Source organism: Thalassobacillus devorans (assembly GCF_011761345.1).
Classification (GTDB): Bacteria; Bacillota; Bacilli; order Bacillales; family Halobacillaceae; genus Thalassobacillus; species Thalassobacillus devorans.
The window spans coordinates 151,264-177,350 of sequence record NZ_JAASRY010000002.1; the positions used below are offsets into that span (position 1 = coordinate 151,264).

Genomic DNA, 26,087 nt, shown 5'->3' on the forward strand with positions numbered 1-26,087 from the left:
TCGAAATGGAATTCACTAATGGGGGAGACAAATCTAGCAGAGGATGTGAAGTGGATAATGGCAAGTGATGCACTAATTGAAGAGCTTTCTGAAACTGGAGAAAATAATGAGATAAGGAATAACCCTGTTGCTTTACATACGCTGACGGAAGGTATGCACCATGATGACATCAAAGAATTCAAATTGAAATTGAATTGGCTCGGTTACGGCAAGAGTAAAATCACGCCGAAATTCGGCCCCTATTTCAAAGAGCAAGTGATGAAGTTCCAATCGGATTACCAGTTACCGATAACCGGGAAGATCGATGAAGAGACGAAAGAAAAGATAGATAGTGTCCTGCTGCAATTGGATAGCCTTGACCACGAAGAAGATCGATTACAACTGCTTGCCAATACGCTGGAAAGATTGGGATTTGGTGAAGCGCTGGAAACATCTTCCCCCGATAAGCAACGAATTGAGGCTTCTATCAGAAACTTTCAAAGCTATTATCATTTGGAATCTACAGGGAATGTCAATGCTGAAACTTTCGGCAAAATGAAGACATTGCTATTAAGCCCATACCAACTGGGAGAGAAGAATGAGAATATTATAAAGCTGAAGCAGAAGTTGAATGCCTTAGGCTATGGACGGTTGAAAGTAACCAGCAAGTTCGGTTCCCTCATGGAGAAGAAGCTGAAGAAATTCCAGCAGGATTATGGCCTTCCTGTCAGTGGGATTGCAGATGAAATCACCATAAGCAAAATGAAGCTGGCACAGCAGGTGAAAGAGCGGGTAACTTATAGCAATTATGACGTTTCCTTAAAGGATGCGGTAAAACAGAAGCAGGAAACAATGCAAGATGACGTAATGAGCCGACTGGATCCGAATAACTTTATCAACGACAGTAAGAAGAAGTTTTATTTTGTAGACTTATTCCGTTCCAATGTTGCAGGCTCTATTTCAACCCTTAACAAGCTTTTGGAATCGGACGATCGTTTGAAAGGAAAAGGGCAGACGATCGTGGAAGCAGCTGATCGATGGAATATCAATGAATTATTTCTTCTTACTCATGCCCTTTACCCAATTCACCCTGAAACGTATTTAGGGGAGGGCGATGATATTTCGGATTGGACGAGAAAGGTAAAGAGCCACTATGACTCCAGCCAAAATACGCTCTATAAAATGTATTGCAACCCAGAGGAAATTCAGGAAGGAAACGCCCAGGATGATACAGATGTGGAATGGGTAACGAAGCAAATGGAAAATTTATATCAACTTTATCAAGCACTGGATACTTATACCTTGTACCTGGAAATCCCCGTCTATAGGGATCGTCCTGTTGAAAAATATATCCGGGGATAAAACAAAAGCTTTCCGAACTACTTGTCAGTAGTTTGGAAGGCCTTTTTTATTGGCGGATTATTCCTTATCTATGTAAGTGATGGTAATTGTCCTGCTCATATTGATTCATCTTTGGGATTCTTTTACACTGAACGACGTAAACAAACGAATCATGTCGAATGATTTTCATAGATGAAAAAGAGCGGGAGAGGTGTTTTACATGGCGATGGAAAGCAGGGATTTGTTTGGGAATCCTGTAAGATATACAGCTGGTGAAGTCACGATTGAGCCTGATTCTTCCTACCTGCTTAAAGAAGGGATGGCCCATAGGGATCTGGTAGAAGCAAAAATGAAACTGAACTGGCTTGGCTATGGGAAAAGTAAGATTACTACTAAGTTCGGGGGGTATTTTAAGGAACAAGTCATGAAGTTTCAAGCAGATCATGAGTTAGCAGCAACAGGGATGGTTGATTACCGGACGAACAGAAAAATCACGGAAGTGTTTAGAGCAGCTTTTCGCCCGGATAATAACTATAAAAGGATTAGTAGATTCAAGTCAGCATTAGAACGTCTCGGCTTCGGAGAGATAGTCGATAAAGCCCACCTTGAAAGATGTTTAATGGATTTTCAAAAACACTACCAATTAAAAGTAACAGGCTCTCTCGATTTTGTAACTTTCTCTAAAATGAATGATATTCTTTCATGCTCTTACCAAACTGGTGAAGAGCACCAGGAAGTTATCACATTGAAGAGTAAGTTGAATTCTCTAGGCTATGGAAGGATACAATTAACGCCTAAGTTCGGTAAAAAAACAGAGCGGATGGTAAAGAAATTCCAGGCGGATTATGGCCTGCCTGTCAGTGGGATTGTTGATGAAATTACAATGGATAAGTTAACGACCGCGCAAAAAATAAAAGAAAAAGTGACATACAGCAGGTATGACATTACCTTTGAGGAAGTACTCAAGAAGCAGCCGATTAGCGAAGCGGGTATGGATAATCATCCGATCATGCTTAACCCGAATAACTTTGTAAATGATGAAAAGATGAAATTTCTTTTTATTGATTTATTCCGTTCAAATGTTACAGTTGCTTCTGAACTTAATAAACTGCTCGATGGAAAAGGGATCCTGGAAGGGGAAGGACAGCTATTTATGGAAATTGCAAAAGCAAGGAATATCAATGAATTGTTCCTTGTTTCCCATGTGTTGAAAAATGGCAATGTTATCCCGGACAGCGATTTAGAAGCAGTTATAATCAATGAAGCGAAGCTCCTTCAAGAGGAGTATGGTACTTCCAATAATACGTTATATAAAATATATTTCGATCCGGCTAATCTTTATGGCCAAGTTGCAACAGGCAAGGACATTAATTGGCTGACCAATCAATTGGAAGTCCTGTATGAAATGTATCAAACACTGGATTCTTATACGTTATATTTAGAAATACCGGTATTCAAAGACCGTCCCGCTGAAAAATATATCCGCGGGTAACCAAAAAGAAGAACCCTGTACTATCGAGGAAAATTCTCCTATAGGCAGGGTTCTTTTAAAAATACATAGAATGGAATATTAAAATCATGGAACAATTCCATAACAGAAGTTATTAAGCTGCCATCGGGTGGTATAATAAAGCCAATACACGATAATATTTTCAGAAAAAGAGGTAGTAATTATGTTAGTTGGTTATATGAGACGTGCTGAAAATCCCCCCTTCATAGCTAAAATTACGGCTGTCATGTGTCATTATTATGGGTTTGAACTTATCTACATGAGGCCGAAGGATATTGATATGGCTAATCATACTGTGAAGGGCAGGATGTATATCAATAATAAATGGGTGAAGGTAACCAAAGACCTCCCTGATTTAATGGATATCTCTGCCTATTGTTTTAAGAAAGAAACCAGAGATTTGATGGAGTATTTAAGAAAGAATACTCGCCTTACATTTGATAAAAAGAATGCCCTTAATAAGGCAAAGTTACAAAGAGAGCTCGCTAAAGACGAAGAATTTTCGCATTTAGTTATCCCTACAGCCAGAGCAAAAACGTTCGAGGATGTGGAATCATTCCTCGATAAGTATCCTGCGATGGTGATGAAGCCTGTCTTTGGACAACAAGGAAAAGGGATCTATATCGTGAAGCGGGAAGGGGAAGAATATGTCCTTGGCTATCAAAAAGAAGAGCAGCGGCTGACCCGTGAGGAACTGGAAAAGCATTTTCAAACGAATATTTCAGGGAAAAATTATATCCTGCAAAAATACATTACCTCGCGGTCCAAAGCTGGTGATCCATTTGACTGCAGAATCCATGTGCAAAAGAATCGTAATGGAAAATGGCAGGTCGCAAAAAAATATATAAGGATCGGCATCGGCCAGAAGGTTATGTCCAACGTCAATCAAGGCGGCGGGATCAGTGATACGAAGCCTTTCCTGAAAGCTAATTTTGATGATAAATGGAAAGAGATCGAGGGTAACCTGAATGAGTTAGGGGAGACCCTGCCTTACAAAATTGAACAGCTCAAAAAGACCCCGACGATGTCAATTGGCTTTGATGTCGCTATTGATAAAAGCGGCGACTTATATCTATTTGAATCAAACGGGGCACCTAATACAACGCCGTTGGTCGCTCACGCTGCATTATTGAATGTAGAATACTATACGTATATCCGGGATAAGGAACTGGACGCAGTCGTTTCAGAACCTGAGAGGCAGCATTCGGACTCAGACCTGGAAATGGAGAGACTGAAGGTGAATAACGAACAGTTGGAAAAAAGGATGCGAACTATGGAACAAAGCACGTCCTGGCGAGTTACTGCTCCCCTGCGTATGCTTGGTAAACTTTTAAAGAATAATAAGTAGATAAAAAGCAGCCAATCTTCAAAAAGATTGGCTGCTTTTTTAATGAGCTTCTATAGCTTTTCATAGACTTTCCTGCCCCCGATAAAAGTAGCGAGAACGTTGATATTTCTGATTTCCATTGGGTCTACACTTGTTGGGTCTGCATCTAAAACGGCGAAGTCAGCCAGCTTGCCGACTTCAATGCTCCCTATATCGTCTTCTTCAAAATTCAACTTTGCCCCATCAATGGTCATGGTCCTTAGGGCTTTTAGGGGGCTGATACATTGTTCCTTTCCCATGGTTTCACCTTCCATGGATTGGCGATTTACCGCAATCCAAATGGAGAACAATGGAGAAATCGGTGTGATGGGACAATCGGAATGGAGTGTATATAACAGTTCTTTTTGGGTTGCCTCTGCTAACGGATTCAGTCGTTCTGTCCTTTCCGGGCCGAGGAAATATTTTTTATGGCGATCTGCCCAATAATAGACATGATTAATGAAGAAAGAAGCGGCGATATTCAGGTCTTTCATTCGTGACAAGTCTTCTTCACTTGCTGTTTGTACATGTTCGATCCGTTGCCTGTGGTCATGCTTTGGCTTATGTGTCAGGGCATATTCATAGGCATCAATGATGGATTCAATCGCCCGGTCTCCATTACCGTGAGTGGCTAACCGGAACCCTCGTTCATGCAAATCAAGGACTTCATTATTGAATTCATCCTGAGGATGAAGCAGCTCACCTGTTGTTGCCGGATCGGTATGATAGGGTTCGCGGAGTGCCCCGGTAAATCCTTGAATTGAACCGTCCTGAAAAAGCTTGGCACTGTCCAGCCTGGCTCGACCCTGCGTCCTTTTACGAATAAGCTGGTCCAGATCTTCAGCTGTAAAGTCCCCGAAATCTGCTTGTTTTTCAAGCAGGTGATGGAGAACCATCAATCGCATTCGGAGGGGGTTTTTACCTGACTCCACGGCTTTGATATGAGCCTCAAATTCTGACATTCCCATATCAAGTCCGACTCCTGCATCAGAGTTGGTGGTAATCCCTTCTGCAAGATAATCTTCTGCTGCTTCCCCGATAAAGTCTGCTACTTCATCCACGGAAGGGGCGGGGATAGCTGATTGGATAAGAGACAAGGCGGGAAGCTCATATAGGATACCATCGAGTCGTCCATCTTCGTCTCTGCCCAGACGACCACCGTATGGATCGGCTGTTTCTTCATCGATTCCAGCTAACTCCAAGGCCTTTGAGTTGGCGACTCCAAAATGAACCGAGGTGTGACGGATCAATATTGGAATATCGGTGGACACCGAGTCTAGTTCTTTGCGGGTGGGATGCCTGTTTTCCTCCAGCAAGGTATTGTCATAACCCCAGCCAAGCACCCATTCGTTATCCGGTGTTTTGTCTATTTGTGCTTTCAATTGTTCGAGAACGTCTGGAATATTACGATTCAATGGTGAACTGCAGTTTGCCTGCTTTCTGAAGCGGGCGTACATCAAAAGGTGGTTATGGGTATCGATGAAGCCGGGGATCAGTGTGGCGCCATCTAAATCAATAACCTCCGTTTTCTCAGGAATTTCCTCGATCGCAGGCTCCTTTTCGGGCCATATTTTTACAATCCTGCCATTGGATACGGCAACCGATCCAGCGTGCGTATTTTCTTCATCTAATGTCAGTACTGCTGCATTTTTAATCAAAAGATCGATATCATTCAATAGACTTCTCTCCTTGCTAGTTATCCTTATTGGCTGAATCTAGGTCTTCCCAGTAAACTGGCCGTACTTGTTCGGTTTTATCATGGTTAGTCAGCAGACTGATAATAACCATACTGATGATAGATACGGAAAATCCAAATACCGTGTGATCGATTGGAATATTCATAAACGGCCAGCCGATGGTCGCGATTACAGACAATACCATACTCCATACCATCCCTTTCTTTGTAATTCCTCTCCAGAACATTACGGCAAGGAATGGGAACAGGAGAACAGTGGCAGACAGCCTGAGTGCCCACTGATATGCTGTAGCGATATCGGTGACGAAAAAAGCTACGATTACACCCAGTACAGAAATGGCGACGACAGCCCCTCTGGCTACAAACATCAATTGCTTGTTATCTGCATCAGGATTCCATAGCCTCTGATACAAATCCCGGGTCAGATTGGAGCTGCCCTGCAGAATGAAAGAGGTGGCGCCTGTCATCAAAGCTGCCATCAAGCCGAGGAAGACAATCCCGCCAATTGCTGGTGGAATAAGCTCAGCTGTCACATAAGAAAATATCAAATCCGGGTGCATGTCCAAAGGAACGTATTGGCGCGCAATCATTCCAATAGAAAAAGGGAGAAAGGAAATAGCACCAGCAATCAGAAAACCGGTAATTCCTGCTTTTTTAGCAACTTCTTCACTTTTAGAAGCGAAGATACGCTGCCAAGTCGACTGCCATACAACATAGAAGGGGCCGACAGACAGAGCATACAGCAGTATTTCGCTGAGACCTTCCGGACCGAGCGGGCTGACATACTCAGCAGGAGTATTAGCAAGAATGTTTTCCAATCCTCCGGCGTAATTGAGACTGGTAATAGCCAATACGATGATACCAATTATCACTATGATGGATTGCAGCGCATCCGTGATGATTGTTGCTGGCAATCCTCCCAGGATAGTGAAACCAAGCATAAGGAGGAAAGAAAGGATGATTGCGGAATTTGTTTCCAGTCCTAGCGTAATATTGAAAATCGAGGCTAACCCGACAATCTGAAGGGCTAACGTAGGGACGGAATAGATGATAGCTGATAGAAGGGAGGGGATGATCCCGGCTCTTCCGCCAAACCTTTCCCCGAACAGGTCGGCAATGGTGTAGAGCTGCTGCCTCCGTAGAGGGGATGCAAAGACAATGATTAATAACAAACTGAATAAGATGCCAGGGAGTGCGAATTTAAAGAATCCCGATAAGCCGACGGTAAACCCCATTCCCATCCAGCCTATAAACACGGCTGCACCACACCAGGTACTGATAATAGTACCGACGATTGGCCAGAAACCGGTGTTCCAGCTTCCAATCAGGTAATCGTCATACGTTTTAATTTTAAAGAAATAATAAATCCCCATGGCAAACATTAAGATAAAATAAATGACTGTATAGGAAATGTACCAAATCATAAAATGAGTCCCTTCCTTGTCTGACACACGCATCTAAGACTTTCAAGTGCCTGTGACATAAATCGACAGATTATTTTGTAATATGTTTATTTAATCAAAATAAAGGGTGGTTTGCAAATAAGCTTCTGTATAAAACAAGAGAGGAGGGAGAAAGAAAATCATAAAAAAGCTTCCAACCTGCATGCGGTTGGAAGCTTTGTATTTTAATAGTTTTCTGATTCTGTTGTATCTTCTGCAGCTGGTTCAGCGTATTCATTCGAAGTACCATTCTCAACTACTGGATTGCTGATTTCCAGGTGTTGCTGCAGCATAGCTTTTGTTTCTGTCAATGCCTGCTGATCAAGCGCCCAGTAATAGGTGCTGCCTGGCTGGTGATCGTACCCTTGCAGTGTATGGGTGTTGATGTCCAGGTTCGTTCCTTTTGAACCGTAGGAGATGAATGTCTTCATATCACTGAACGTCATGTTGGTTGTCATGTTGTCACCGACGGCTTCCAATACGTTATCGTAGTTAAGAAGGGAATTGACGGATGTCGCTTTTTTGATGACGGCGCTCATGATTTCCTGCTGGCGCTTGCCTCGTTCAATATCGTTATCCAGCTTTCGTGTCCGGGCAAGAGCAAGTGCTTCTTCTCCGTTGACTTTCTGGTTGCCTTCATATAAATGGATTGCATCTCGTTTATCCATGGAATTGGATTCCTTAAATTCGTAGGGTACATCGACGTTAATACCATTCAATGCATCCACGACATCGACGAAAGCGTGGAAGTTAACTTTTACATAATAGTCGACGGGAATATCTAGCAAATTCTCGACTGTTTCAATGGTTGCTGTAGGTCCACCATAGGCGTGGGCATGGTTTATTTTACTTTCGTAACCAACTTCCGGGATGTACACGAGTGAGTCTCGTGGAATGCTCAACAGGTTAACGCTTTTCTCATCCTTATTGAAAGTGGCAAGCATCAAGGCATCTGTCCGTGCATTACTGGAATTATCCCGGTGCTCGTTTGCGTCTACCCCCATGATTAGAACGGATACATTATCGATACTAGGGTTGACCTCCGCGTCCCGTAATGGAGACTTTTCCCTTTCTTCTTCTTCTACATAAGAATCGGAAAAAACGGTATCAGCCTTAAAGTACAAGTAGCCGGCATATCCAGCGACAACAAAAATTGCAAGTAATGGAATGAGGACAAAAAATGCTCGCTTCCTGAGTTTCCGTTTCTTTCTTCGGACTGCCCTTGATGGAGCAGCATCCTTTTTGGTCATTAATATTACCCCTTTTATTATAGCATCCGGTTTGGTTTGCCGGTAAAACTTTCAATATAACATCACTCCACATTTTACTATGATTCGACAAAATAGTAAATTGTATTTAGGAATATCGTGGAAAAATACTAAGAATGCCAGATTGTTAGATGTTAGAGGCTAGTCAGGGGAGAGAAACATATGAGCTAATGCTTCATACAGATCAAGGTTCGCAATATACTTCGTACATTTATCAGGAAATGGCCAAAAAGAAAGGCATCGTCACAAGCATGTCCCGTAGAGCAAATTGCTTTGACAATGCCGTTATCGAATCCTTCCACTCCTCGTTAAAGTCAGAAGAATTCAGTCCCCTTAACCAAGGGAAATTAACCAATCATACAGTACGACAAAAAGTAGAAGCGTACGTGTATTATTATAATTATGTGAGACCTTTTGAAAAATTAAACTGCCAAAGCCCAATTGAATTTCGGGCAATGGCAGCTTAGGTGTTTTATTTAGTCTCGTTTTACTGTGTCACTCCAATAGTTGCAAGGTGTTTTCTTATATTCTTAAAGGGGTTAGGTGGAAGAGCCTGCTCTCCACGCATTCTGAAATAGCGCATACCATTCTTTTCGCCTGTTTATTTTTAATAGGAATCATGCTGATGGTTCTCTTCTTGTTTAGATGCGTAATCCGTTGTCTCTTCATCGTCCTCGATTTCAAGATGCTCTTGTAAAGTACCTGTTACTTCCTGTCTGCTTTCTTCACTTACATAGTAATACCAGGCACCAGATTCACTATAGCCACCTTGGCCGGCCAGATTGACTGTTTCCATCTCGACATTTTCATCCAATCCATAAGAAAGGAAACCTCTCATTTCAGGAAAAGTGAGGTTGGTGCTCATGTTATCTCCTACTGCTGCGATGACATCATCAATCTTTAACACCGATTCAGCGGATGTCGCTTTCTTAGCAATAGTCATCAACAGTTCCTGCTGACGTTTTCCGCGTTCGAAGTCACTATCGTGTTTCCTTGTTCGTGCAAGGGCTAGGGCTTGTTCGCCATTAAGGTGCTGGTAGCCTTCTTTCAAATGGATAGAATCCTTTTTATCGTTGGAATCCGATTCTTTAAATTCATAAGGGACATCATAGTTGATGCCTCCAATGGCATCTACGACATCAACAAAAGCATTGAAATCCATGCGAACATAATAATCAACTGGTATCTGGAAATTCTTCCACTGTCTCAATGGAAGTTTTGGCTCCTCCATAGGCGTGGGCGTGGTTGATTTTTGTGTTATAGCCTGCTTCCGGGATATAGACATAGGAATCCCTTGGGATACTCAGCAGCTTGACATTATTCTTTTCCTGATTAAAAGTAGCGAGCAGGAGGGCATCGGAACGGGTATCTTCCTGATCGCGGTGCTCACTGTCATCGACACCGATAAATAAAATCGACACGTTATCATCCACCGGATCGACCGGTTTTTCTCTCAAATCGGATTGTTCATTATCCCGCCCTGTCTCTTCGTAAGAACCACTTACCATATCAGAAGTAGATTTATACAGGTAAAAAGCATAACCTCCTCCAATAGCGGCGAGAAACAGCAAAACAATCCCAACGGATAACAATAATTTCTTTACTGGTCTTTTTGATCTTCGTCGTCTTTTACGCATGATAAATCTCCTCATGAAATGATTTTAAGTGGCGATGTGAGTATAGAGTCATGGGGTGAAGTTATTGGAGAATCTAGCACTTTCTTATTAAACCTTACCCCTTTTTTCCTATTAATACTCGTTAAAAAGAACAAAAGCCGACACACTGAAGGAAGTGTATCATAAATTGTTGAAAAAGGCAGACTCTTTTTTGCACATCCATTATATGTATCGATTGAGGTCACAACGTGCTAATCCTATGGTAGGAGCGGCATGGCTCGTTCTATTTATTTTTCGTAACATTTTGTAATAGTGGTGAAATGGCAGTCAGATTGCGATAGTTTAGTAGATAACGAACAGCGAAGTTTGTCGAATTTTTATACAGGGAGGAATCATTGTTTGGTTTACAAGAATTTGATTGTCGGTCTATTTGCATTTTTTATTGTTTTTTCTGGGGGAATAGGGTTGAAAGAGAATACGGCTTCGGCTTCGCAAGTTGATCCTGATACTGCGTATTCCTATGACGTGCTGACAAAAGACATCAAAGCATTAGCAGATCGTTATCCAGAAGCGATTACCTATCAAACGATCGGAACTTCACCATATGGACGAGAAATATGGGCGGTGAAAGTAGGGAGCGGGGAGAAGAATATACTTGTCAACGGTTCCCACCATGCCAGGGAATGGCTGACTTCTACCTTGAATATGAAAATGGTAGAGGAGTACGCGAAAGCTTATTCCAATAATACGACCATTAATGGCTTCCAGGTACGGTCTTTACTAAATGATGTAGCCATCTGGTTCGTCCCAATGGTCAACCCTGACGGAGTTACACTGCAGCAACAGGGGTTAGGAGCGTTTCCTTCATCTACTCATAATGACCTTAAAGCTATGAATGATGGAAGCTCCGATTTCACACGGTGGAAAGCCAATGCCAAAGGGGAAGACTTGAACCGTCAATATCCTGCGGACTGGGAGAATATTAAACATAGCAGCGGCAAACCTTATTATAAAGATTTCAAAGGCTACTATCCGATGCAGGCCGTTGAATCTCAGCACCTGGCCAGTTTCACATACGAAACAGGCCCGCGCTCAACCATCGCTTATCATTCTGCAGGGGAGATTATTTACTGGTACTTTAACCAGGATGGCAATCAATATGAGCGGGATAAAAGTGTGGTAGATAATATTGGCTTGATAACGGGTTACCAGCCGGTAAGTCCAGAACCGAATCCTTCTGGCGGCGGTTACACCGACTGGTTCGTTGATGAATTCAAGCGCACTGGTCTGACCGTCGAAATCGGTGCTTATCCAGGCGAGCGACATCTGCCGACAAGTGCCTTCGAACAAATATGGAACAAAAATAAAATCGTACCATTACGAATGGCGCAAAACGCCAGATAAAGAGAGAAACAAAAATAGACCTCCAGGTCCTCCAAAACCTGGGGGTTCTACTATAATAGATGAGTTTGGTTAGTATAAGGCCGAGAACTTAACAGCTATACGCAGAGTGAATGATTTAATTTATCCGATAATTATTGATTTATAATATTGCCCTGTTGTTCTCTGTTCCGATCATCATCCCTATGATTACTGCCTACCCAATAGCTAATACTTCAAGCTTAAACATGAAAATGGTTGAAGAATAAACGCCTGGATTAGAACCAGTCCAGTTCCATTTAGCCTTACCCTATAATTTGATTATTGATAATTTTCTGAATTGTTCTTGATTTGCTCGTTCTCTCCCTTTATAATGTGAATAATGAAAGCGTTAACATTATTTAACTCAAGATCTCGTATTTTTAGGGGGTGAAAGGTCGTAACGTATTTTAATAGGTTGTAACGTTACTATGATTAAGGTGTAATTATGTTAGGGGGAAATAACTAATGAAATTGAAAAATTACTTGATTATGATAGTAGTTTTAACTTTCGTGTTTTTGGCTGCATGTTCGGCGGGTAGTGATGAAGCTTCTGGCTCCGGTGATGGAGAAAAGGAAATCAGTTTCATTCATTGGCGCGGTGAAGATAAAGAAGTGTTTGATGAACTAATTACAAAGTTTGAAGAAGAAAATCCGGATATTACCGTGGAAATGACCATTTATCCATCTGAACAGTATCAATCCACTGCCCAAACACAAATTCGTGATGGGGAAGTAGGAGATGTATTCACCTCTTTTCCCGGGGCTCAATTTAAAATAATGGACAAGGCTGGGTTGATGGAGGATTTGTCTGGAGAAGGTTTCTTAGATAATTTTAATAAGGACCTGATCGAAGCAGGTCAAAAAGATGGAAAGCAATTCGCAGTTCCTTATCAATTGGTGTTCAATCAACCGGTCTATAACAAGGGACTCTTTGAGGAACTTGGAATTGAACCACCAAATGACTGGGAAGGTTTCCTTGCAATGAATGAAAAGCTCAAAGAAAACGGCTATACACCTATCGCTTTTCCTGGGGCTGATATTGGAGCAGGACAATTAATGAACAGCATGATGATGAATAATGCTCCAGATGAAGAAATTTTCACAAAACTTGAAAATGGGGAAACGAAGCTGACTGATGAATGGTGGGTTAAAACCCTAACCCAATTTAAAGAACTTGCGGATAAGGACTACTTCCAAAAAGATTCACTTGGAACAAAACATGATGGAGCTATTGCACTGATGGCACAAGAAAAGGCAGGTATGCTTGCTAGTGGTTCCTACGCGATGGCCAGCATCAAGGAACAAAATCCTGATATGGAACTTGGGTTGCTTGCACCAATCACCGTTTCAGCTGATGAAGCTGAATATGAAGGTATCCATACAACTACATTTATGCTTGCGGTCAACAGTAATTCTGATTCTAAACCGGAAGCCAAGAAATTCATTGAATTCTTAAGCCAAAAAGAAAATGCTGAAAAATATGCCAATGAAACAGGACAGCATTTGACTGTTAATGATTTGGAATATGAGTCAGAGGAACTTAAATCAACTGCGCATTGGATGGAGAAAAATACACGTTTCCATCCTAGGTACCTGATCAGCAGTGCTGATATACAAAAAGCTGTAGAGGCATCTATCCAAGCTGTTATTGGCGGGCAAGACCCAGAACAGGCAGCTAAAGAAGCACAACAAGTGGTAGACCAATTTGTAGAATAGCACATAAAAAATCGAAGAAGGAAGTGAAAGTCCGCTTTCTTCTTCGATTTTATTAAGGAGGCTCTTATGAAAGCAGGAAAATCCATCTACCTCTTCTTGATTCCTGGTTTAATTCTATATCTGATGTTTTTTATCTATCCTACTTTGAGCGCTCTGTTCTATTCTTTTACGAACTGGGATGGCTTGACTGCTGATTTTGATTTTGTAGGAATGGCGAATTACGTAGAAATTTTCACGAAGGATTCTATTTTTAAGAAAGCATTCGTCAATAACTTAGAGTTCATGTTATTTGTTGTTATTTTTCAGACGCTGTTTTCCTTGGTATTTGCACTCATGCTAACGAAAAATTCAACAGCAAGCATCTTTTTACGGGCGTTATATTTCTTCCCGACGATCCTTTCTTCTGTTTCAGTAGCGTTTATATGGACGTATATGTATGACCCGAACCTCGGGCTGATCAACAAACTTTTGGACTTAGCAAACCTCGAGTTTCTAACCATGAACTGGATAGGGGACGGTGATATTGCTATTTATTCGATTTCAGCTGTACAAGTGTGGTTCCACACTGGTCAGATGCTAATCATTTTCGTAGCAGGACTTCAGGGAATACCAAAAGATTTATATGAAGTGGCTAAAATGGAAGGAGCTAATAAATGGCAGACATTCCGAAAAGTTACCTGGCCATTGGTAGCACCTGCAGCCACAATAGTAGTGGCTTACACTACGATCCAGTCGTTCAAAGCCTTCGATTTAATATTTGCTATGACCCGAGGAGGTCCTAACTATTCGACTGAAATCCTCGCGACATTGATTTATAATACAGCATTCCGAAGTTACCGTTTCGGTTATGCTTCAGCTGAATCGGTCATTTTCATGATTGTCATTGCAATCATTACGTTTACACAGATGAGGCTGCTGAGATCACGAGCTTGATAAGGGGGTAAATAGATAGTGGATAAATTAGGGAAGCGGACGATGCTGCTTGTTTATGCATTAATCATCATCGTTCCCATGCTGACTGTCATATTTTCAACTTTGAAAACCACTTCTGAAATGTACGCTAATCCCATCGGACTGCCTGAAACGCTTAATATCGAAAATTACATCCAGATTTTCAATGAGACCTCCATGGGCACCTATTTTAAAAATAGTGTAATCGTTACGATTGTATCCGTCTTCTTTACATTGTTTTTCGCAAGTTTGATCGCTTATGCCATTACTCGGATGAGTCCCTGGAAAGGCGGAATCGTGTTCGGATTATTCACCATTGGCATGATGGTGCCTGCGCAAGTGAACATGATCCCATTATACTCCTTGATATATAGTCTGGATTTGACAAATACACTTTCAGGACTGATGATCGTCAACATTTCAGTCACTTTGCCAGTCGCAGTGTTTATCCTGACGGGATTCATGAAAACTATTCCAAAAGAATTATTTGAAGCTTGTACGATTGATGGAGCAAACAATTGGCAGGTTTATCGCAGGATAGCCATACCATTATCTCTTCCATCACTATCTGCAACAGCTATCTTTTTGTTTGTGATGCATTGGAACGATCTGTTGTATCCATTACTGTTTATTACCAAAGATGAATATAAAACCTTGCCACTAGCCTTGTTAGAGTTCCAGGGCCAATATATGACCAATTATCCGATGTTGTTCACAGGTGTCATGATTGCTTCCGCCCCAATGATCATCGCTTACATCTTCCTCCAAAGGTATTTCATTGCCGGTATGACAGCTGGATCTGTCAAAGGATAATGAGGAGGGGGAACAAATGGAGAATATCCGACTAGGTCTGATAGGAGCAGGAAATCGTTCCAGGTCACTTGTAAAAGCATTAAAAGAAACCGGTGAAGCAGAGCTTGTTTCCTATGTTGATGTCACTGAAAAAAGTCATATGTCCGAACTCTGCCCAAATATAAAATACTATACAAGTGAGCATGACATGTACGGTAACGAACAATTGGATGCGGTGGTAATTGCTACCCCAAATCATATGCATCACCCGAATATCCTGCTAGCATTGCATTACGAATTAGCTATTTTTGCTGAAAAACCATTGGTACATGATTTAAACCAGCTATACAAAATAAAAAAAGAAATCCTGAAATCGGATAGCTATTTTCAAGTAGGTACAGAATTGCGGCTCGACCAAGGGTTCACCGAATTAAGGAAGCGAGTACAGAAATGTGAAAATGGTGAATGTCTGACCCTTTGGTGTCACGAATTCAGGCCGCCTTTTAAGGCAGGTTACCAGGGTTGGAGGAAGGAACAAAGTTCAGCTGGAGGAACGTTACTAGAGAAGAATATTCATCATTTTGATTTGATGGTGTCGTTATTGAATAAGCGTCCTGTATCTGTTACAGCAAAAGGTCGTGACGATACGACCAATAAACAAAGTGGCATGCTCGACCAGGCATGGGTGGTTGTAGAGTTTGAAGAGGGGATTTTTGCCAATCTTGGAGTGTCCATGTCCCATTTTGAACACCACTTGGAATTTGGGGTGCTCAGTAAAAATGCTCGATTCATCTATCATCCGAACAAACAAAAATTGGCGGTTTGGAGTGAATCAGGAGCAGAGACACAAACATTTCCGGCGAAAATCACAGGGGTTGATGCTGGTGGCTTTGATCATCCTGGGGAAGTAGAGCAAATGCAGGAGTTTGTAAGAAATATCAGGTGTAAATCTAAAGATAAAACAGTATTTCAAGAGGTCTATTGGAGCCATTTGATAGCATTTGCAGCTGAAAATTCTGTTATTACTGGAAAGACGCTGCACATCACTAGTGACGGAGAAATCATATGAGGAGGGTGAAATATGAGAATCATTGATATGCACCACCACATATTGAATATCCCCAATTATACAGAGCAATTGATCGAGCGTATGGACCAGTTGGGAATCGAAAAGGTTTGTTTAAGCGGGCTCGGTCTTCCATCTGATAATTGGCTTGGGGATTTATCACCGGATAATGAGGATGTTCGTGAGGCGATAACAAAATATCCGGATAGGATTATCGGGTTTGGAGTCATCCGTCTCGGCGAGTCTACGGTCGATGATGTGGTAAAACTTCATCAACAAGGATTCAAAGGGATTAAAACGACCCGCCCATTGCACAATTATGACGACCCGAGATATGACGAGGTTTACGGAAAGATAGCTGAATTAGGGATGCCAATCCTTTTTCATACAGGTTTCATTCTCAACACGAAAGTTGACGCAAGAGATGATGTTTCAACTGCGAGAATGCGGCCTGAAATGCTTGACCGTGTGGCACGAACCTTTCCTGATTTGTATATGTTCCTTGCACATTTGGGTATGCCATGGCATGAAGAGGCAGCAATGATGGCACGCTTCCACCCAAATGTATATGTGGATTTGTCTGGTTCTCCAATGGGGTGGAGAAATAGAAAATCACCTAACTTTTTTCAAGAGTTGTTCTATTGGGAGGGGGCTTTTTCTAAAATTGTCTTCGGCACGGATGTTCATTTTGATGATGTAGAAGCTTCCCTCAATGACCATAAACGTATTTTTGATACGTTAAATATTAATGAAGAAACTCAAGAAAAGATCTTCTCAGAGAATGTGGCATCCATACTTGATCTTTAGGAGGCTGTTATGAAAAAAGAACGAAAAATACCATTTGAACTCCTGCCAGATTCAGAGGCGACAGCCACTCATTTTGCCAGGTATCTGGCGGATTTTATAAAACTTAGAAATAGACAGAACCTGCCAACACGTTTAATTCTTCCTGTAGGACCTGTGAAGCCATATCCGATATTGACTAAGATCATTAATAAAGAAAAGATTTCATTAAAGAACGTTCACACTTTCAATATGGATGAATACTTGGATTGGCAAGGACGTCCGATTGGCATTGATCATCCATTAAGTTTTGAAGGATTCATGGATCGTTTTTTTCAAAGCATTGATGAACCGTTGCGACCTCCAAAACATCAGGTACATTTTCCCACGGTTTTTGATTTGGATGGTATCAGTGAGCGTATCGATGAAGCGGGGGGGATTGACCTTTGCCTTGGAGGTGTAGGTGTGCATGGACATGTGGCGTTCAATGAACCAATTGTTTCCAGATTCCAAAAGGTCAGTATCGAGGAATTCAAAGCGTCGAAAACACGTATTTTACCGTTAGCACCAGAAACAGTTGTTATGAATAGTATCCGTGCAAATGGCGGGGATTTTGAAGATTTTCCCCCAATGGCCATTACACTAGGTATGAAGGATATATTGAAAGCAGCAAAAATCAGACTATATTGCGACGGCGGCTCCTGGCAGCGGGAATCATTTTATAGAGCGGTATACGGCGATCAGGGTGTTCGCTATCCCGTAACTTTGCTGCAGGAACACGAAGATGTTGCTATGGTGGCAACAGAAGACACTGCGTGGAAAGTAATTAATGAGGAGGAAGCTTGAATGAACAGTTCCAGTGTACTTTATTTACCAATCGGGCGACCGACTTTTGATATGGAAGCAGCAGAAGAATACTATGAACAAAGCAAGAGTTTGCTGAGTGAATTAGCAAAAGAATGCGTGGAGCCGGGGGAAATCATCACCTCTCCGGAAGCTTTAGAGGAGTATCTCTCAGATATCCATCATGTCGATGTGGATATAATTATTTATCAAAGCGTTACCTTTGCCGATGCCCAGTTCGTCAAACTGATCCAACAAAAGCGGAACGAACCTTTTATTGTCTGGTCCGTCAGGGAGCCTAGTGTCGGCGGCCGGTTACGTCTAAACTCATTGACAGGTGGTAACAGCACATGCCATTCACTGAAAAATGCAGGCCGGCACTACCGCTTCCTGTTGGGAAATCCAGATGAGACAAACGTAAGCGATAAGCTTTCCTTATATTTACAGACGGAAGCTTTAGTGAAAGAACTCTCTGGATTTACTATTGGCGTAGTAGGTGAACATCAGCCCGGCTTTTATTTTTCCGATGCTAATGATGAACAACTGAGGGAATTACTTGGTATACAGATTCATCGCCTCTCCTTAGAAGAAGCTTTTGCTAAGGCGAAGGAGATGCCAGAAGAAAAATGGAGTAAGGAACTTGCCCTTGCCCAAGAAAAAGTAATGCATTTGAACGAGGAAGATCCGACCGTGACGAATTTCTCCAGATTCTCATCTTATATGCGTACACAAATTCGGGAGAACAATTTGAATGCATTGGCAATTCGATGCTGGCCGGAGTTTTTCAATGAGTTAGGAGCAGCTGCCTGCTCGACATTATCTCATTTTACGGAAGAAGGTGTAGTTTCTTCTTGTGAGGCAGATATCCATGGTGCTATATCCATGCATATCCTTCAGTCCTATACAGGAGGACCACCATATTTAGGCGATCTCGTCCATGTGAACGAAGAAAACAATTCCGTTACCTTTTGGCATTGCGGAGCTGCAGCATACTCCCTGGCTAATGAACGGACAGGGGCAGTTCCTGGTGTACATCCCAACCGGAAACTCGGGTTTACGATGGAGTTTGGACTCAAGGCAGGAGATGTTACCATCAGCCGGTTAAGCCATGTGGACGGGGAGTACCGCTTATTCGTAATGACAGGTAAAGCTTTGGATACCCCTCAGCAATTTAATGGCACTTCTGTAGAAGTACAGCTGGAGGAGGACTGCATGAAGGTACTGAATGATTTGATGGGCGATGGACTGGAGCCGCATTATGCTGTTGGTTATGGACAGGTTAAGGAAGATATCATCGATCTCGCTCATCGTCTTGGCATCGAAACAATCGTATATTCTTGATGAAGAAGGTGAAGAGATGAAAAGGGTGGTTATCGGACAGGCAGGGGGTCCGACTGCAGTAATCAACAATAGTCTGGCGGGATTTTTGGAAAATATCGCCGACGCGGAATGTTATGCGATTGACTGCGGGTTTGAAGGGCTTGTGAAAAACAGGATTCGATTCATAGATTCTCGTTTAAATCAGCACATTTTACAAAATCGTCATACACCGGGAGCTATTCTTGGTTCAGGAAGATATCACGTTTCTGAAGAAGATTTTAAAAAAATAATAACTAACTTAAAAGATACTGGTATCGACAGCGTAGTCATGGCTGGCGGCAACGGGACGATGTGGGCCCTAAGCCGGCTTAGTGAGCATGCGAGAGCAGCCGGTTATGATTTACAAGTACTTGGGATTCCGAAAACCGTCGATAACGATCTTGGGATGACAGACCACTCTCCTGGATTCCCCAGCGCGGCTAAATATGTAGGCTTCTCTACACGAGATATGATCAGTGACCTTGAATCCATGCGCAATTTCGAGAAAATCCGCATCGTGGAAACCATGGGAAGGTATGGAGGATGGCTGGCAGCAGCTGCAAGGCTTTTTCATCCGATTACAAGAAAGGATAGTCCGCTTCTCGTTTATATTCCAGAAAAACACCTGACTAGGGAAATGTTCCTTGAGGACATTGATAAGACGTTGAAAAAACATGGGGTAGCGTTTGTAGTCGTAAGTGAGGGCGTAAAGCTGGGTGATCAGGAAGTGGTGAAGACCTCTTCTAATGGAAGAAATATTCTTGGCGGAATAGCTACTATTCTAGCAAAAGAGGCAGAAAACCATTTTCAGGTGATGGCGAGGGATGAATGCTTAGGTATGAATCAACGATCATTCAGCTTAAGTGTATCTTCCGTAGATCGCGAAGAATCCTATCAAAGCGGTAAAGAAGCAGCAATCAGGTTATTGAAAGATGAAAGCGACAAGATGATTTGCATCGGGAGAGAAGAAAATAACACATATAAAGCCCGCTATTTAGGTGTTTCCTTAAAGGAGGTGGCCGAGGCAGGGGAGAGACGGATGCCAGAGGAGTTTACCCGTGATCCTGAAGCATACATCGAGTGGCTAAAACCTTTAATCAGTTATTGAGTGGATGAACGGAGGTATAAAAATGAATGACAGAATTATAAACCATGGCAGTCCTGTACCTTTGTATCATCAGATCAAAGATATTCTCAGCAAAAGAATTCAGGATGAAACATGGAAAGTTGGTGACTTGATACCGACCGAACAAGAGTTGATAAAAGAATTTGGTGTTAGCAGAACCACTATCCGGCAGGCAATCACTGCTCTCGTACAAGAAGACCTGTTGGAAAAAAGACAGGGAAGAGGCACGATAGTAAGGCCGACCAAGCTGACCGGTTCACTTCAAAGACTGACAGGATTTGCAGAAGAAGTGTTGGAGAGAGGCTACAAACCTTATTCGAAATTACTGCGCGCGGAAGTCCGTGATGATTTGATGAATGAAAAGCGTAAGCTGGAATTACCAGAACCGGCAAAAATCGTTTTGATTGAGCGGATACGCTTTGCTAATGATGAGCCGATTGCTATTGAACGTACATGCTGGCCTGAAGATGTAGGTACGGTGCTCTTAGACCATGATTTAAATGGGGCAAAATTTTATCAGATATTAGAAGATCATAAAATCTATCTGAGAGAAGCGAGTGAGACGATCACTGCTGTTAACGCAACTCCATATGAAGCAGATATGCTCGGGGTGAATGGCGGGGAATCTCTTTTGCAGATGAAACGGATCAGCTATGGAATGGGCAATAGGCCGATTGAATTTACAAAAACAAAATACCGCTCGGATAGATATCAGTATAACGTTCACTTAAAACGATAGGAGAGGATAAGATTGCCATTTATAAACGGAAAAGACATGTTGATGCACGCTTATAAGAATGGGTATGGCGTGGGGGCATTCAGCGCTCATAATGCCGAAACCATCCAGGCCATTATATGGGCAGCGGAAGAGACGCAGTCACCTGTGATGATCCAAGTAGGGCAGAAGGTCATCCAATATATGGGCATGAGAGAAATGAAATCTATGATTGAAACATTTGGGGAAGGCACGACGGTTCCGATTGCGATACATCTTGACCATAGCCGTCAATTCGAACAGACTGCAGCGGCGATCAAGCAAGGGTTTCAATCTGTAATGTTCGATGGGTCAGGACTGGAATTCGAAGAAAATGCGCGGATAACTGCCAGGGTCGTCGATATCGCAAGAGCCCTTGGCATCGGTGCTGAAGGCGAAATAGGCAAAATTGGCGGCACGGAAGATGGCATCACTGTAGAGGAAGAAGATGCAGCGATAACGACTGTGGAAGAAGCTACAAGGTTTGTAGATAGTACAGATGTAGACTATCTGGCTATATCCATTGGGACTGCGCATGGAATCTTTCATAATGCTCCGACGATAAGAATGGAGCGGCTGCAAGAAATTGTTACAGCTGTCCAGAGGCCGATCGTTCTTCATGGGGGGTCGAGTGTTCCGGATGACCAAGTAAGAGAAGCAATATCCCTTGGAGTATCTAAAATCAATATCGATACAGAACTTCGTCAGGCCTTTAGCTTGGGAGTTCAAGAAGTTTTTAATGAAAATCCTGAAGAGTGGCATCTGGCTGTTTCTTTAGATAAAGGAAGAGAGCGTACAAAAGAAAAAGTTTTAGAGAAAATAAAAGTGTTCGGAAGTGAGGGAAAAGCTGTTGATCTATTAGGGTCTATCGCTAAACAGGAGGAGGTGGGCGTATGAACAATTTAACAATGTGGATCGATGATGAGCAGGTTACCAGTGATGAAAAAGTGGACGTGTTAAATAAATATACCCAGGAGGTCTTCGCAACTATCCCGGAGGCTACCCATAATCAGGTCGATAAGGCAGTCAAGGCGGCAAAGAAATCTCAGGAAGTAGAATTTTCCCCGTATGAACGTTATGAGGTATTAAGAAAAGTGGCTGAACTGTTGGAAGAACGAGTGGACGATTTTGCTGAGGTCATGACGCAAGAAGTAGGAAAGACACTGAAAGAATGTAAGGGTGAGGTCACCCGTTCTGTCCAGACACTACTTATTTCTGCAGAAGAAGCTAAGCGGATTCATGGGGAAGGCGTACCTGTCGAATCTGCTCCAGGCTCAGAGAACCGCATGGCATTCACGATCCGAGTTCCTGTCGGCGTAGTAGCTGCGATCACTCCTTTCAATGTCCCATTGAACCTTGTATGCCACAAAATCGGCCCAGCTATTGCTGCTGGTAACAGTGTTATATTAAAACCAGGTGAAAAAACCCCAGTTGTCGCTTTGAAACTCGCAGAATTGTTCAGAGAAGCAGGTCTTTTGAAGAACCGTCTTCAAGTGGTGACTGGATGGGGTCACACAGTTGGTGAATACATGCTTGATCACCAAGGAATCGATATGTACACCTTCACAGGAAGCAAGAAAGTAGGCGAGCAAATTAAAAAGAAAGCAGGCATGCGGAAAGTCTCGCTGGAGCTTGGTAACAACTCCGCTACCATCATCCACGATGATGCCGATTTAAATAAAGCAAGTGATCTTGTTGCTGCCAGAGGATATAACAATGCAGGTCAGGTTTGTATATCGGTTCAGCGCGTTTATGTACACGAAAGTAAATATAATGAATTTTCTTCCCTTTTAAAAGAAAAAGTGGACGCATTGAATCTTGGCGATCCATTTGACGAACAAACAGATGTCGGTCCAATGATTTCAGAAGAGGCAGCAAAAACGGTCAAAGAATGGGTCGATGAAGCCGTTTCAGAAGGAGCCGAGTTAATTACGGGTGGAGAGCAGAACGGTGCCTTATTCAAGCCGACTCTTTTAGGATATGTTACGCCAAACATGAGAGTATGCCGGGAAGAAGTCTTCGGCCCAGTCGTCTCGCTGATTCCATATTCCAATTTTGATGAAGTGCTGGATCAGGTGAATGATTCCGAGTATGGACTTCAAGCTGGATTGTTTACTACCAACCTAAACCTTGCAATGAAAGCTGCTAGAAAGATAGAGGTCGGTGGTTTGATCATCAACGATACATCCGCTTACCGTGTCGATCAGATGCCATATGGCGGTGTGAAAAGCAGCGGTAACGGCAAAGAAGGCCCTAAATATGCAATAGAGGAAATGACGGAAGAACGGCTGGTTGTTTTCAATTTGTGATGTAGCGCACTAAGTTTCTTCAACACCTAAAGGGCTGATGCTTCTTAACAGCCTTGCAACACGGTAGTAGAACGATAATATTAATTAAGCTGGAGGTATATTTATGGGGAATGAACAGCATACTAACAGAAGTTTTTATACGAAGCATTTTAACACGGAATACTTGGTGGAGGAAGATAAATATTTATTTTCTAAGGCGAAGCCCCAATACAGATTCAATATAATCGGTGCGGGCATGATCGGCCACGAACATATCAGAGTAACCATGTTAGAAGGAAGAGCGACTATAAATGGAATCTATGATGTCAACTCTAATAGTTTGGAAAACACAAAAGCAATGTTCCGGCAGGAATTTCCGGGTAATGAACTGATGGTTTATGATTCTTTGCATGCTGCTTGCAATGATCCTGAAGTAGATGGTCTGATTGTTTGTACACCTAACTATACCCACCTTGAAATTGTGAAAGAAGCAGCAAAATCAGGAAAACATATTTTACTAGAAAAGCCGATGGCCACTACGTTGAAAGATGCTGCAGCTATCAAAGATATCGCCGATGAGTATAAGGGCGTATTACAAATTGGGCTGCAATACAGACATAAATCTATATACGATGAAGCAATACACGAAACATTTGAAAGAAAAGCACTTGGTGATGTAAAGAACATCAGTATTGTGGAGCACCGCATTCCGTTTTTAGACAAAGTGAATCAATGGAATAAATTTTCTAAGTATTCCGGAGGTACGTTGGTAGAGAAGTGCTGTCACTATTTTGACCTGATGAACTTATTCGCCCAATCCAAACCGGTGAAAGTTTTTGCTACAGGCGGGCAGGATGTCAATTATAGTGATTTTGAATATGGTTCAGAAAAATCCGATATCGTGGACAATGCGATAGTTACTGTCATCTACGAAAATGGAGTGAAATCTAACTTCAACCTGTGTATGTTCGCTCCGATGTTTTATGAGGAAATCACGATTTGCGGGGATCAGGGTAGATTACGTGCTTATGAAAATAGAGACTTTCTTCCTGCTAATCGACCTAAAACCCATCTGGAAGTGTTGAGTGGAGAAAGTAAACCAAGTAAAATCTCCACACCGTGCTATCCGACGGTTATTCAAGAAAGCGGCCATCATGGCGCCACTTATTATGAACATAAATACTTCATCGATAACATTGAAGGAAAAACCACGAATACAGCCAGTGTCGAGGATGGCTTTTGGTCTGTAGTTGTAGGAGTCGCTGCAGAGGAATCAATCAAGTCAGGGGAAATAGTGAATATTAGTGACATTCTTGAAAAAGAAAAACTGGTAACAAAATAGAAACTATAAGCCGGAAGTGACACGCTTCCGGCTTATTATCTTTCTACAAATTTCTTAATTCACTTAAGAGCCCTTCATTTAAACGAGTTTTAATGACCGTTATAGTAATAAACCATTAAGGGGAAATGAAAATAGGTAACGAAAGGTTTCAAGCAACTTGAAGTGTTCGAAAATTTTGAAAAAGATAAAATTCAATGGTACAATGGTTGGGTCACCAAACCTTTAATATACTTAAGTTAATGGCTTGATTTGTAAACAACCTTAAGAAATTTCATTCGTCTGTATTAAAAAAGGAGGAGAAGTAAAATGAAAGTGTTAATTACAGAAGAGATTAGGGAAGAAGGTATAAACCAATTACAAGCACAACACCTAGAAGTCCAATATGCCCCTAACCTATGGCAGGACAAGGAAACACTTCAAGATAAGATGAAAGATGTAGACGCATTGATTGTTCGTAATCAAACACAGGTTGATGAAGCATTATTGAATGAAAGTAGACATTTAAAAGTTATTGGGCGTTTAGGCGTTGGATTGGACAACATTAATGTAGAAAAGGCAAAAGAAAAAGGGATTAAGGTAGTTGTCCCCCGTCATGCCAACGCCACTTCCGTTGCTGAATACGTAATGGCGACTATATTAAATGCTAATCGACCGATTCATTTGGCCGATGAAGATGTTAGGCAAGGCAACTGGAACAGGGCAAAACACACAGGAGCAGAAATATTCCAGACAACTATTGGCTTAATTGGGTTAGGGGAGATCGCACATCGAGTTGCTAAAAGAGCAAAAGCATTCGGCATGGAAGTCATCGGGTATGACCCCTTTATGACAGAACATGACCATATTATCGCTGAGTCAGGGGTTCAAAGAAAAAAATCTCTAGAGGAAGTGTTGGCTGACTCAGATTTTATATCCATTCATGTACCCCTTACACCATCGACGAAACACTTAGTTTCCCAAGCTCAGTTTACAACCATGAAACCGTCTGCTTATGTGATTAACTCTTCTAGAGGAGGCATTATTGATGAAGATGCCTTATACCACGCTTTAAAAAATCATGAAATTGCTGGTGCTTATCTGGATGTATTGGAAAGAGAACCAATCGATATCTCTGATAAACTATTAGCTTTGGAAAATGTCACATTCACCCCGCATATTGCCGGGCTAACAAGTGAATCTCAAATCCGTATTTCTACACTTGTCACCCAGGAAGTAGCAAAACTATTAAAAGGCGATCCTTCCCTCTGTGTTGTAAATTAAAGGAGATATTTAATTTTAAAGACTTTGAGTTTGAGAGAAAAGGAATTTCAGAAAGGGCTGCCGGCCATATTCAAATAAAAAACTACAAAAAAGCAAAAAAAGTTCAGGTCACCGTAATTGGTGGCCTGAACTTTTTGCTTTAAATAATGCACTCTGCCGCAGCAGTC

Annotated in this window: 22 protein-coding genes and 1 pseudogene; 18 read left to right on the forward strand and 5 right to left on the reverse strand. The window is 42.0% G+C overall.

Annotated features, from left to right (window positions below):
- Positions 1-45: 45 nt before the first annotated feature.
- From FHS45_RS08095 to FHS45_RS08105, 3 genes are all read left to right on the forward strand, one after another.
- Complete coding sequence (locus FHS45_RS08095) at positions 46-1,341, forward strand: peptidoglycan-binding protein (protein WP_166761385.1); 1,296 nt, start codon at positions 46-48, stop codon at positions 1,339-1,341.
- Positions 1,342-1,540: 199 nt separating this feature from the next.
- The gene (locus tag FHS45_RS08100; RefSeq protein ID WP_062442256.1) at positions 1,541-2,812 is read left to right on the forward strand and encodes a peptidoglycan-binding protein; all 1,272 of its coding nucleotides are present in this window, start codon (positions 1,541-1,543) and stop codon (positions 2,810-2,812) included.
- Between the two features lie 181 nt (positions 2,813-2,993).
- Positions 2,994-4,178, forward strand: a complete 1,185-nt coding sequence (locus FHS45_RS08105; protein WP_062442253.1) for a YheC/YheD family protein — start codon at positions 2,994-2,996, stop codon at positions 4,176-4,178.
- Between the two features lie 50 nt (positions 4,179-4,228).
- Here the strand turns inward: FHS45_RS08105 and FHS45_RS08110 are convergent, their stop codons facing one another.
- The 3 genes from FHS45_RS08110 to FHS45_RS08120 form a co-directional block, all read right to left on the reverse strand.
- On the reverse strand, positions 4,229-5,872 hold the full coding sequence (locus FHS45_RS08110; protein WP_062442251.1) for an amidohydrolase: 1,644 nt from the start codon (positions 5,870-5,872) through the stop codon (positions 4,229-4,231).
- 16 nt (positions 5,873-5,888) lie between these two features.
- Positions 5,889-7,316: a sodium:solute symporter family protein gene (locus tag FHS45_RS08115; protein ID WP_062442249.1), complete on the reverse strand. Its 1,428-nt coding sequence runs from the start codon at positions 7,314-7,316 to the stop codon at positions 5,889-5,891.
- Between the two features lie 203 nt (positions 7,317-7,519).
- On the reverse strand, positions 7,520-8,584 hold the full coding sequence (locus FHS45_RS08120) for an LCP family protein (RefSeq protein WP_062442247.1): 1,065 nt from the start codon (positions 8,582-8,584) through the stop codon (positions 7,520-7,522).
- 155 nt (positions 8,585-8,739) lie between these two features.
- On the opposite strand from FHS45_RS08120, the pseudogene FHS45_RS08125 reads away from it, so the two are divergent.
- Positions 8,740-9,069, forward strand: a pseudogene (locus tag FHS45_RS08125) (transposase); the annotation flags it as partial.
- Positions 9,070-9,209: 140 nt separating this feature from the next.
- On the opposite strand, the gene FHS45_RS20460 reads toward FHS45_RS08125, so the two are convergent.
- Both FHS45_RS20460 and FHS45_RS20465 read right to left on the reverse strand, forming a co-directional pair.
- Positions 9,210-9,833: an LCP family protein gene (locus tag FHS45_RS20460; RefSeq protein WP_341829888.1), complete on the reverse strand. Its 624-nt coding sequence runs from the start codon at positions 9,831-9,833 to the stop codon at positions 9,210-9,212.
- Positions 9,778-10,239 (reverse strand): LCP family glycopolymer transferase, encoded by a 462-nt coding sequence (locus FHS45_RS20465; protein ID WP_308789083.1) that lies wholly within the window; start codon positions 10,237-10,239, stop codon positions 9,778-9,780. The genes FHS45_RS20460 and FHS45_RS20465 overlap by 56 nt, the downstream gene beginning before the upstream one ends.
- Before the next feature lie 378 nt (positions 10,240-10,617).
- Between FHS45_RS20465 and FHS45_RS08135 the strand changes: the two genes are divergently transcribed.
- The 14 genes from FHS45_RS08135 (at position 10,618) to FHS45_RS08200 (ending at position 25,920) form a co-directional block, all read left to right on the forward strand.
- Positions 10,618-11,622 carry a M14 family metallopeptidase gene (locus FHS45_RS08135; protein WP_166761386.1) on the forward strand — a complete coding sequence of 335 codons (1,005 nt, stop codon included), beginning with the start codon at positions 10,618-10,620 and terminating at the stop codon, positions 11,620-11,622.
- Between the two features lie 483 nt (positions 11,623-12,105).
- Complete coding sequence (locus FHS45_RS08140) at positions 12,106-13,356, forward strand: ABC transporter substrate-binding protein (protein ID WP_062442240.1); 1,251 nt, start codon at positions 12,106-12,108, stop codon at positions 13,354-13,356.
- A 66-nt stretch (positions 13,357-13,422) separates the two neighbouring features.
- Entirely contained in the window at positions 13,423-14,289 is an 867-nt protein-coding gene (locus FHS45_RS08145) for a carbohydrate ABC transporter permease (protein WP_062442237.1), read from the forward strand.
- A 42-nt stretch (positions 14,290-14,331) separates the two neighbouring features.
- Entirely contained in the window at positions 14,332-15,120 is a 789-nt protein-coding gene (locus FHS45_RS08150) for a carbohydrate ABC transporter permease (RefSeq protein ID WP_082412110.1), read from the forward strand.
- Positions 15,121-15,136: 16 nt separating this feature from the next.
- The gene (locus FHS45_RS08155; protein WP_062442233.1) at positions 15,137-16,168 is read left to right on the forward strand and encodes a Gfo/Idh/MocA family protein; all 1,032 of its coding nucleotides are present in this window, start codon (positions 15,137-15,139) and stop codon (positions 16,166-16,168) included.
- 12 nt (positions 16,169-16,180) lie between these two features.
- A complete protein-coding gene (locus FHS45_RS08160; protein ID WP_062442231.1) occupies positions 16,181-16,972 on the forward strand; it encodes an amidohydrolase family protein in 792 nt (263 codons plus the stop codon).
- 9 nt (positions 16,973-16,981) lie between these two features.
- Entirely contained in the window at positions 16,982-17,794 is an 813-nt protein-coding gene (locus tag FHS45_RS08165) for a sugar phosphate isomerase family (protein WP_062442229.1), read from the forward strand.
- The gene (sftI, locus tag FHS45_RS08170; RefSeq protein ID WP_062442228.1) at positions 17,795-19,132 is read left to right on the forward strand and encodes a sulfoquinovose isomerase; all 1,338 of its coding nucleotides are present in this window, start codon (positions 17,795-17,797) and stop codon (positions 19,130-19,132) included.
- The gene (locus tag FHS45_RS08175) at positions 19,104-20,258 is read left to right on the forward strand and encodes a diphosphate--fructose-6-phosphate 1-phosphotransferase (protein ID WP_062442226.1); all 1,155 of its coding nucleotides are present in this window, start codon (positions 19,104-19,106) and stop codon (positions 20,256-20,258) included. Before sftI ends, FHS45_RS08175 begins: the two co-directional genes overlap by 29 nt.
- A 22-nt stretch (positions 20,259-20,280) precedes the next feature.
- The gene (locus FHS45_RS20335; RefSeq protein ID WP_062442223.1) at positions 20,281-21,015 is read left to right on the forward strand and encodes a GntR family transcriptional regulator; all 735 of its coding nucleotides are present in this window, start codon (positions 20,281-20,283) and stop codon (positions 21,013-21,015) included.
- Positions 21,016-21,027: 12 nt separating this feature from the next.
- On the forward strand, positions 21,028-21,927 hold the full coding sequence (locus tag FHS45_RS08185) for a class II fructose-bisphosphate aldolase (protein WP_062442221.1): 900 nt from the start codon (positions 21,028-21,030) through the stop codon (positions 21,925-21,927).
- Positions 21,924-23,339, forward strand: coding sequence for an aldehyde dehydrogenase family protein (locus FHS45_RS08190; protein ID WP_062442218.1), 1,416 nt, complete (start codon positions 21,924-21,926; stop codon positions 23,337-23,339). The genes FHS45_RS08185 and FHS45_RS08190 overlap by 4 nt, the downstream gene beginning before the upstream one ends.
- Positions 23,340-23,442: 103 nt before the next feature.
- Complete coding sequence (locus FHS45_RS08195; RefSeq protein WP_062442215.1) at positions 23,443-24,660, forward strand: Gfo/Idh/MocA family protein; 1,218 nt, start codon at positions 23,443-23,445, stop codon at positions 24,658-24,660.
- Between the two features lie 306 nt (positions 24,661-24,966).
- Positions 24,967-25,920: a hydroxyacid dehydrogenase gene (locus FHS45_RS08200; protein WP_062442211.1), complete on the forward strand. Its 954-nt coding sequence runs from the start codon at positions 24,967-24,969 to the stop codon at positions 25,918-25,920.
- The last annotated feature ends 167 nt before the right edge of the window (positions 25,921-26,087 follow it).

Coding starts and splice junctions, on each gene's coding strand:
- FHS45_RS08145 (WP_062442237.1), top strand. CDS start 13,423: ATGAAAGCAGGAAAATCCATCTACCTCTTCTTGATTCCTGGTTTAATT.
- FHS45_RS08100 (WP_062442256.1), top strand. CDS start 1,541: ATGGCGATGGAAAGCAGGGATTTGTTTGGGAATCCTGTAAGATATACA.
- FHS45_RS08140 (WP_062442240.1), top strand. CDS start 12,106: ATGAAATTGAAAAATTACTTGATTATGATAGTAGTTTTAACTTTCGTG.
- FHS45_RS08155 (WP_062442233.1), top strand. CDS start 15,137: ATGGAGAATATCCGACTAGGTCTGATAGGAGCAGGAAATCGTTCCAGG.
- FHS45_RS08160 (WP_062442231.1), top strand. CDS start 16,181: ATGAGAATCATTGATATGCACCACCACATATTGAATATCCCCAATTAT.
- FHS45_RS20465 (WP_308789083.1), bottom strand. CDS start 10,239: ATGCGTAAAAGACGACGAAGATCAAAAAGACCAGTAAAGAAATTATTG.
- FHS45_RS08115 (WP_062442249.1), bottom strand. CDS start 7,316: ATGATTTGGTACATTTCCTATACAGTCATTTATTTTATCTTAATGTTT.
- FHS45_RS08195 (WP_062442215.1), top strand. CDS start 23,443: ATGGGGAATGAACAGCATACTAACAGAAGTTTTTATACGAAGCATTTT.
- FHS45_RS08150 (WP_082412110.1), top strand. CDS start 14,332: ATGCTGCTTGTTTATGCATTAATCATCATCGTTCCCATGCTGACTGTC.
- FHS45_RS20460 (WP_341829888.1), bottom strand. CDS start 9,833: ATGGAGGAGCCAAAACTTCCATTGAGACAGTGGAAGAATTTCCAGATA.
- FHS45_RS08200 (WP_062442211.1), top strand. CDS start 24,967: ATGAAAGTGTTAATTACAGAAGAGATTAGGGAAGAAGGTATAAACCAA.
- sftI (WP_062442228.1), top strand. CDS start 17,795: ATGAACAGTTCCAGTGTACTTTATTTACCAATCGGGCGACCGACTTTT.
- FHS45_RS08190 (WP_062442218.1), top strand. CDS start 21,924: ATGAACAATTTAACAATGTGGATCGATGATGAGCAGGTTACCAGTGAT.
- FHS45_RS08165 (WP_062442229.1), top strand. CDS start 16,982: ATGAAAAAAGAACGAAAAATACCATTTGAACTCCTGCCAGATTCAGAG.
- FHS45_RS20335 (WP_062442223.1), top strand. CDS start 20,281: ATGAATGACAGAATTATAAACCATGGCAGTCCTGTACCTTTGTATCAT.
- FHS45_RS08120 (WP_062442247.1), bottom strand. CDS start 8,584: ATGACCAAAAAGGATGCTGCTCCATCAAGGGCAGTCCGAAGAAAGAAA.
- FHS45_RS08105 (WP_062442253.1), top strand. CDS start 2,994: ATGTTAGTTGGTTATATGAGACGTGCTGAAAATCCCCCCTTCATAGCT.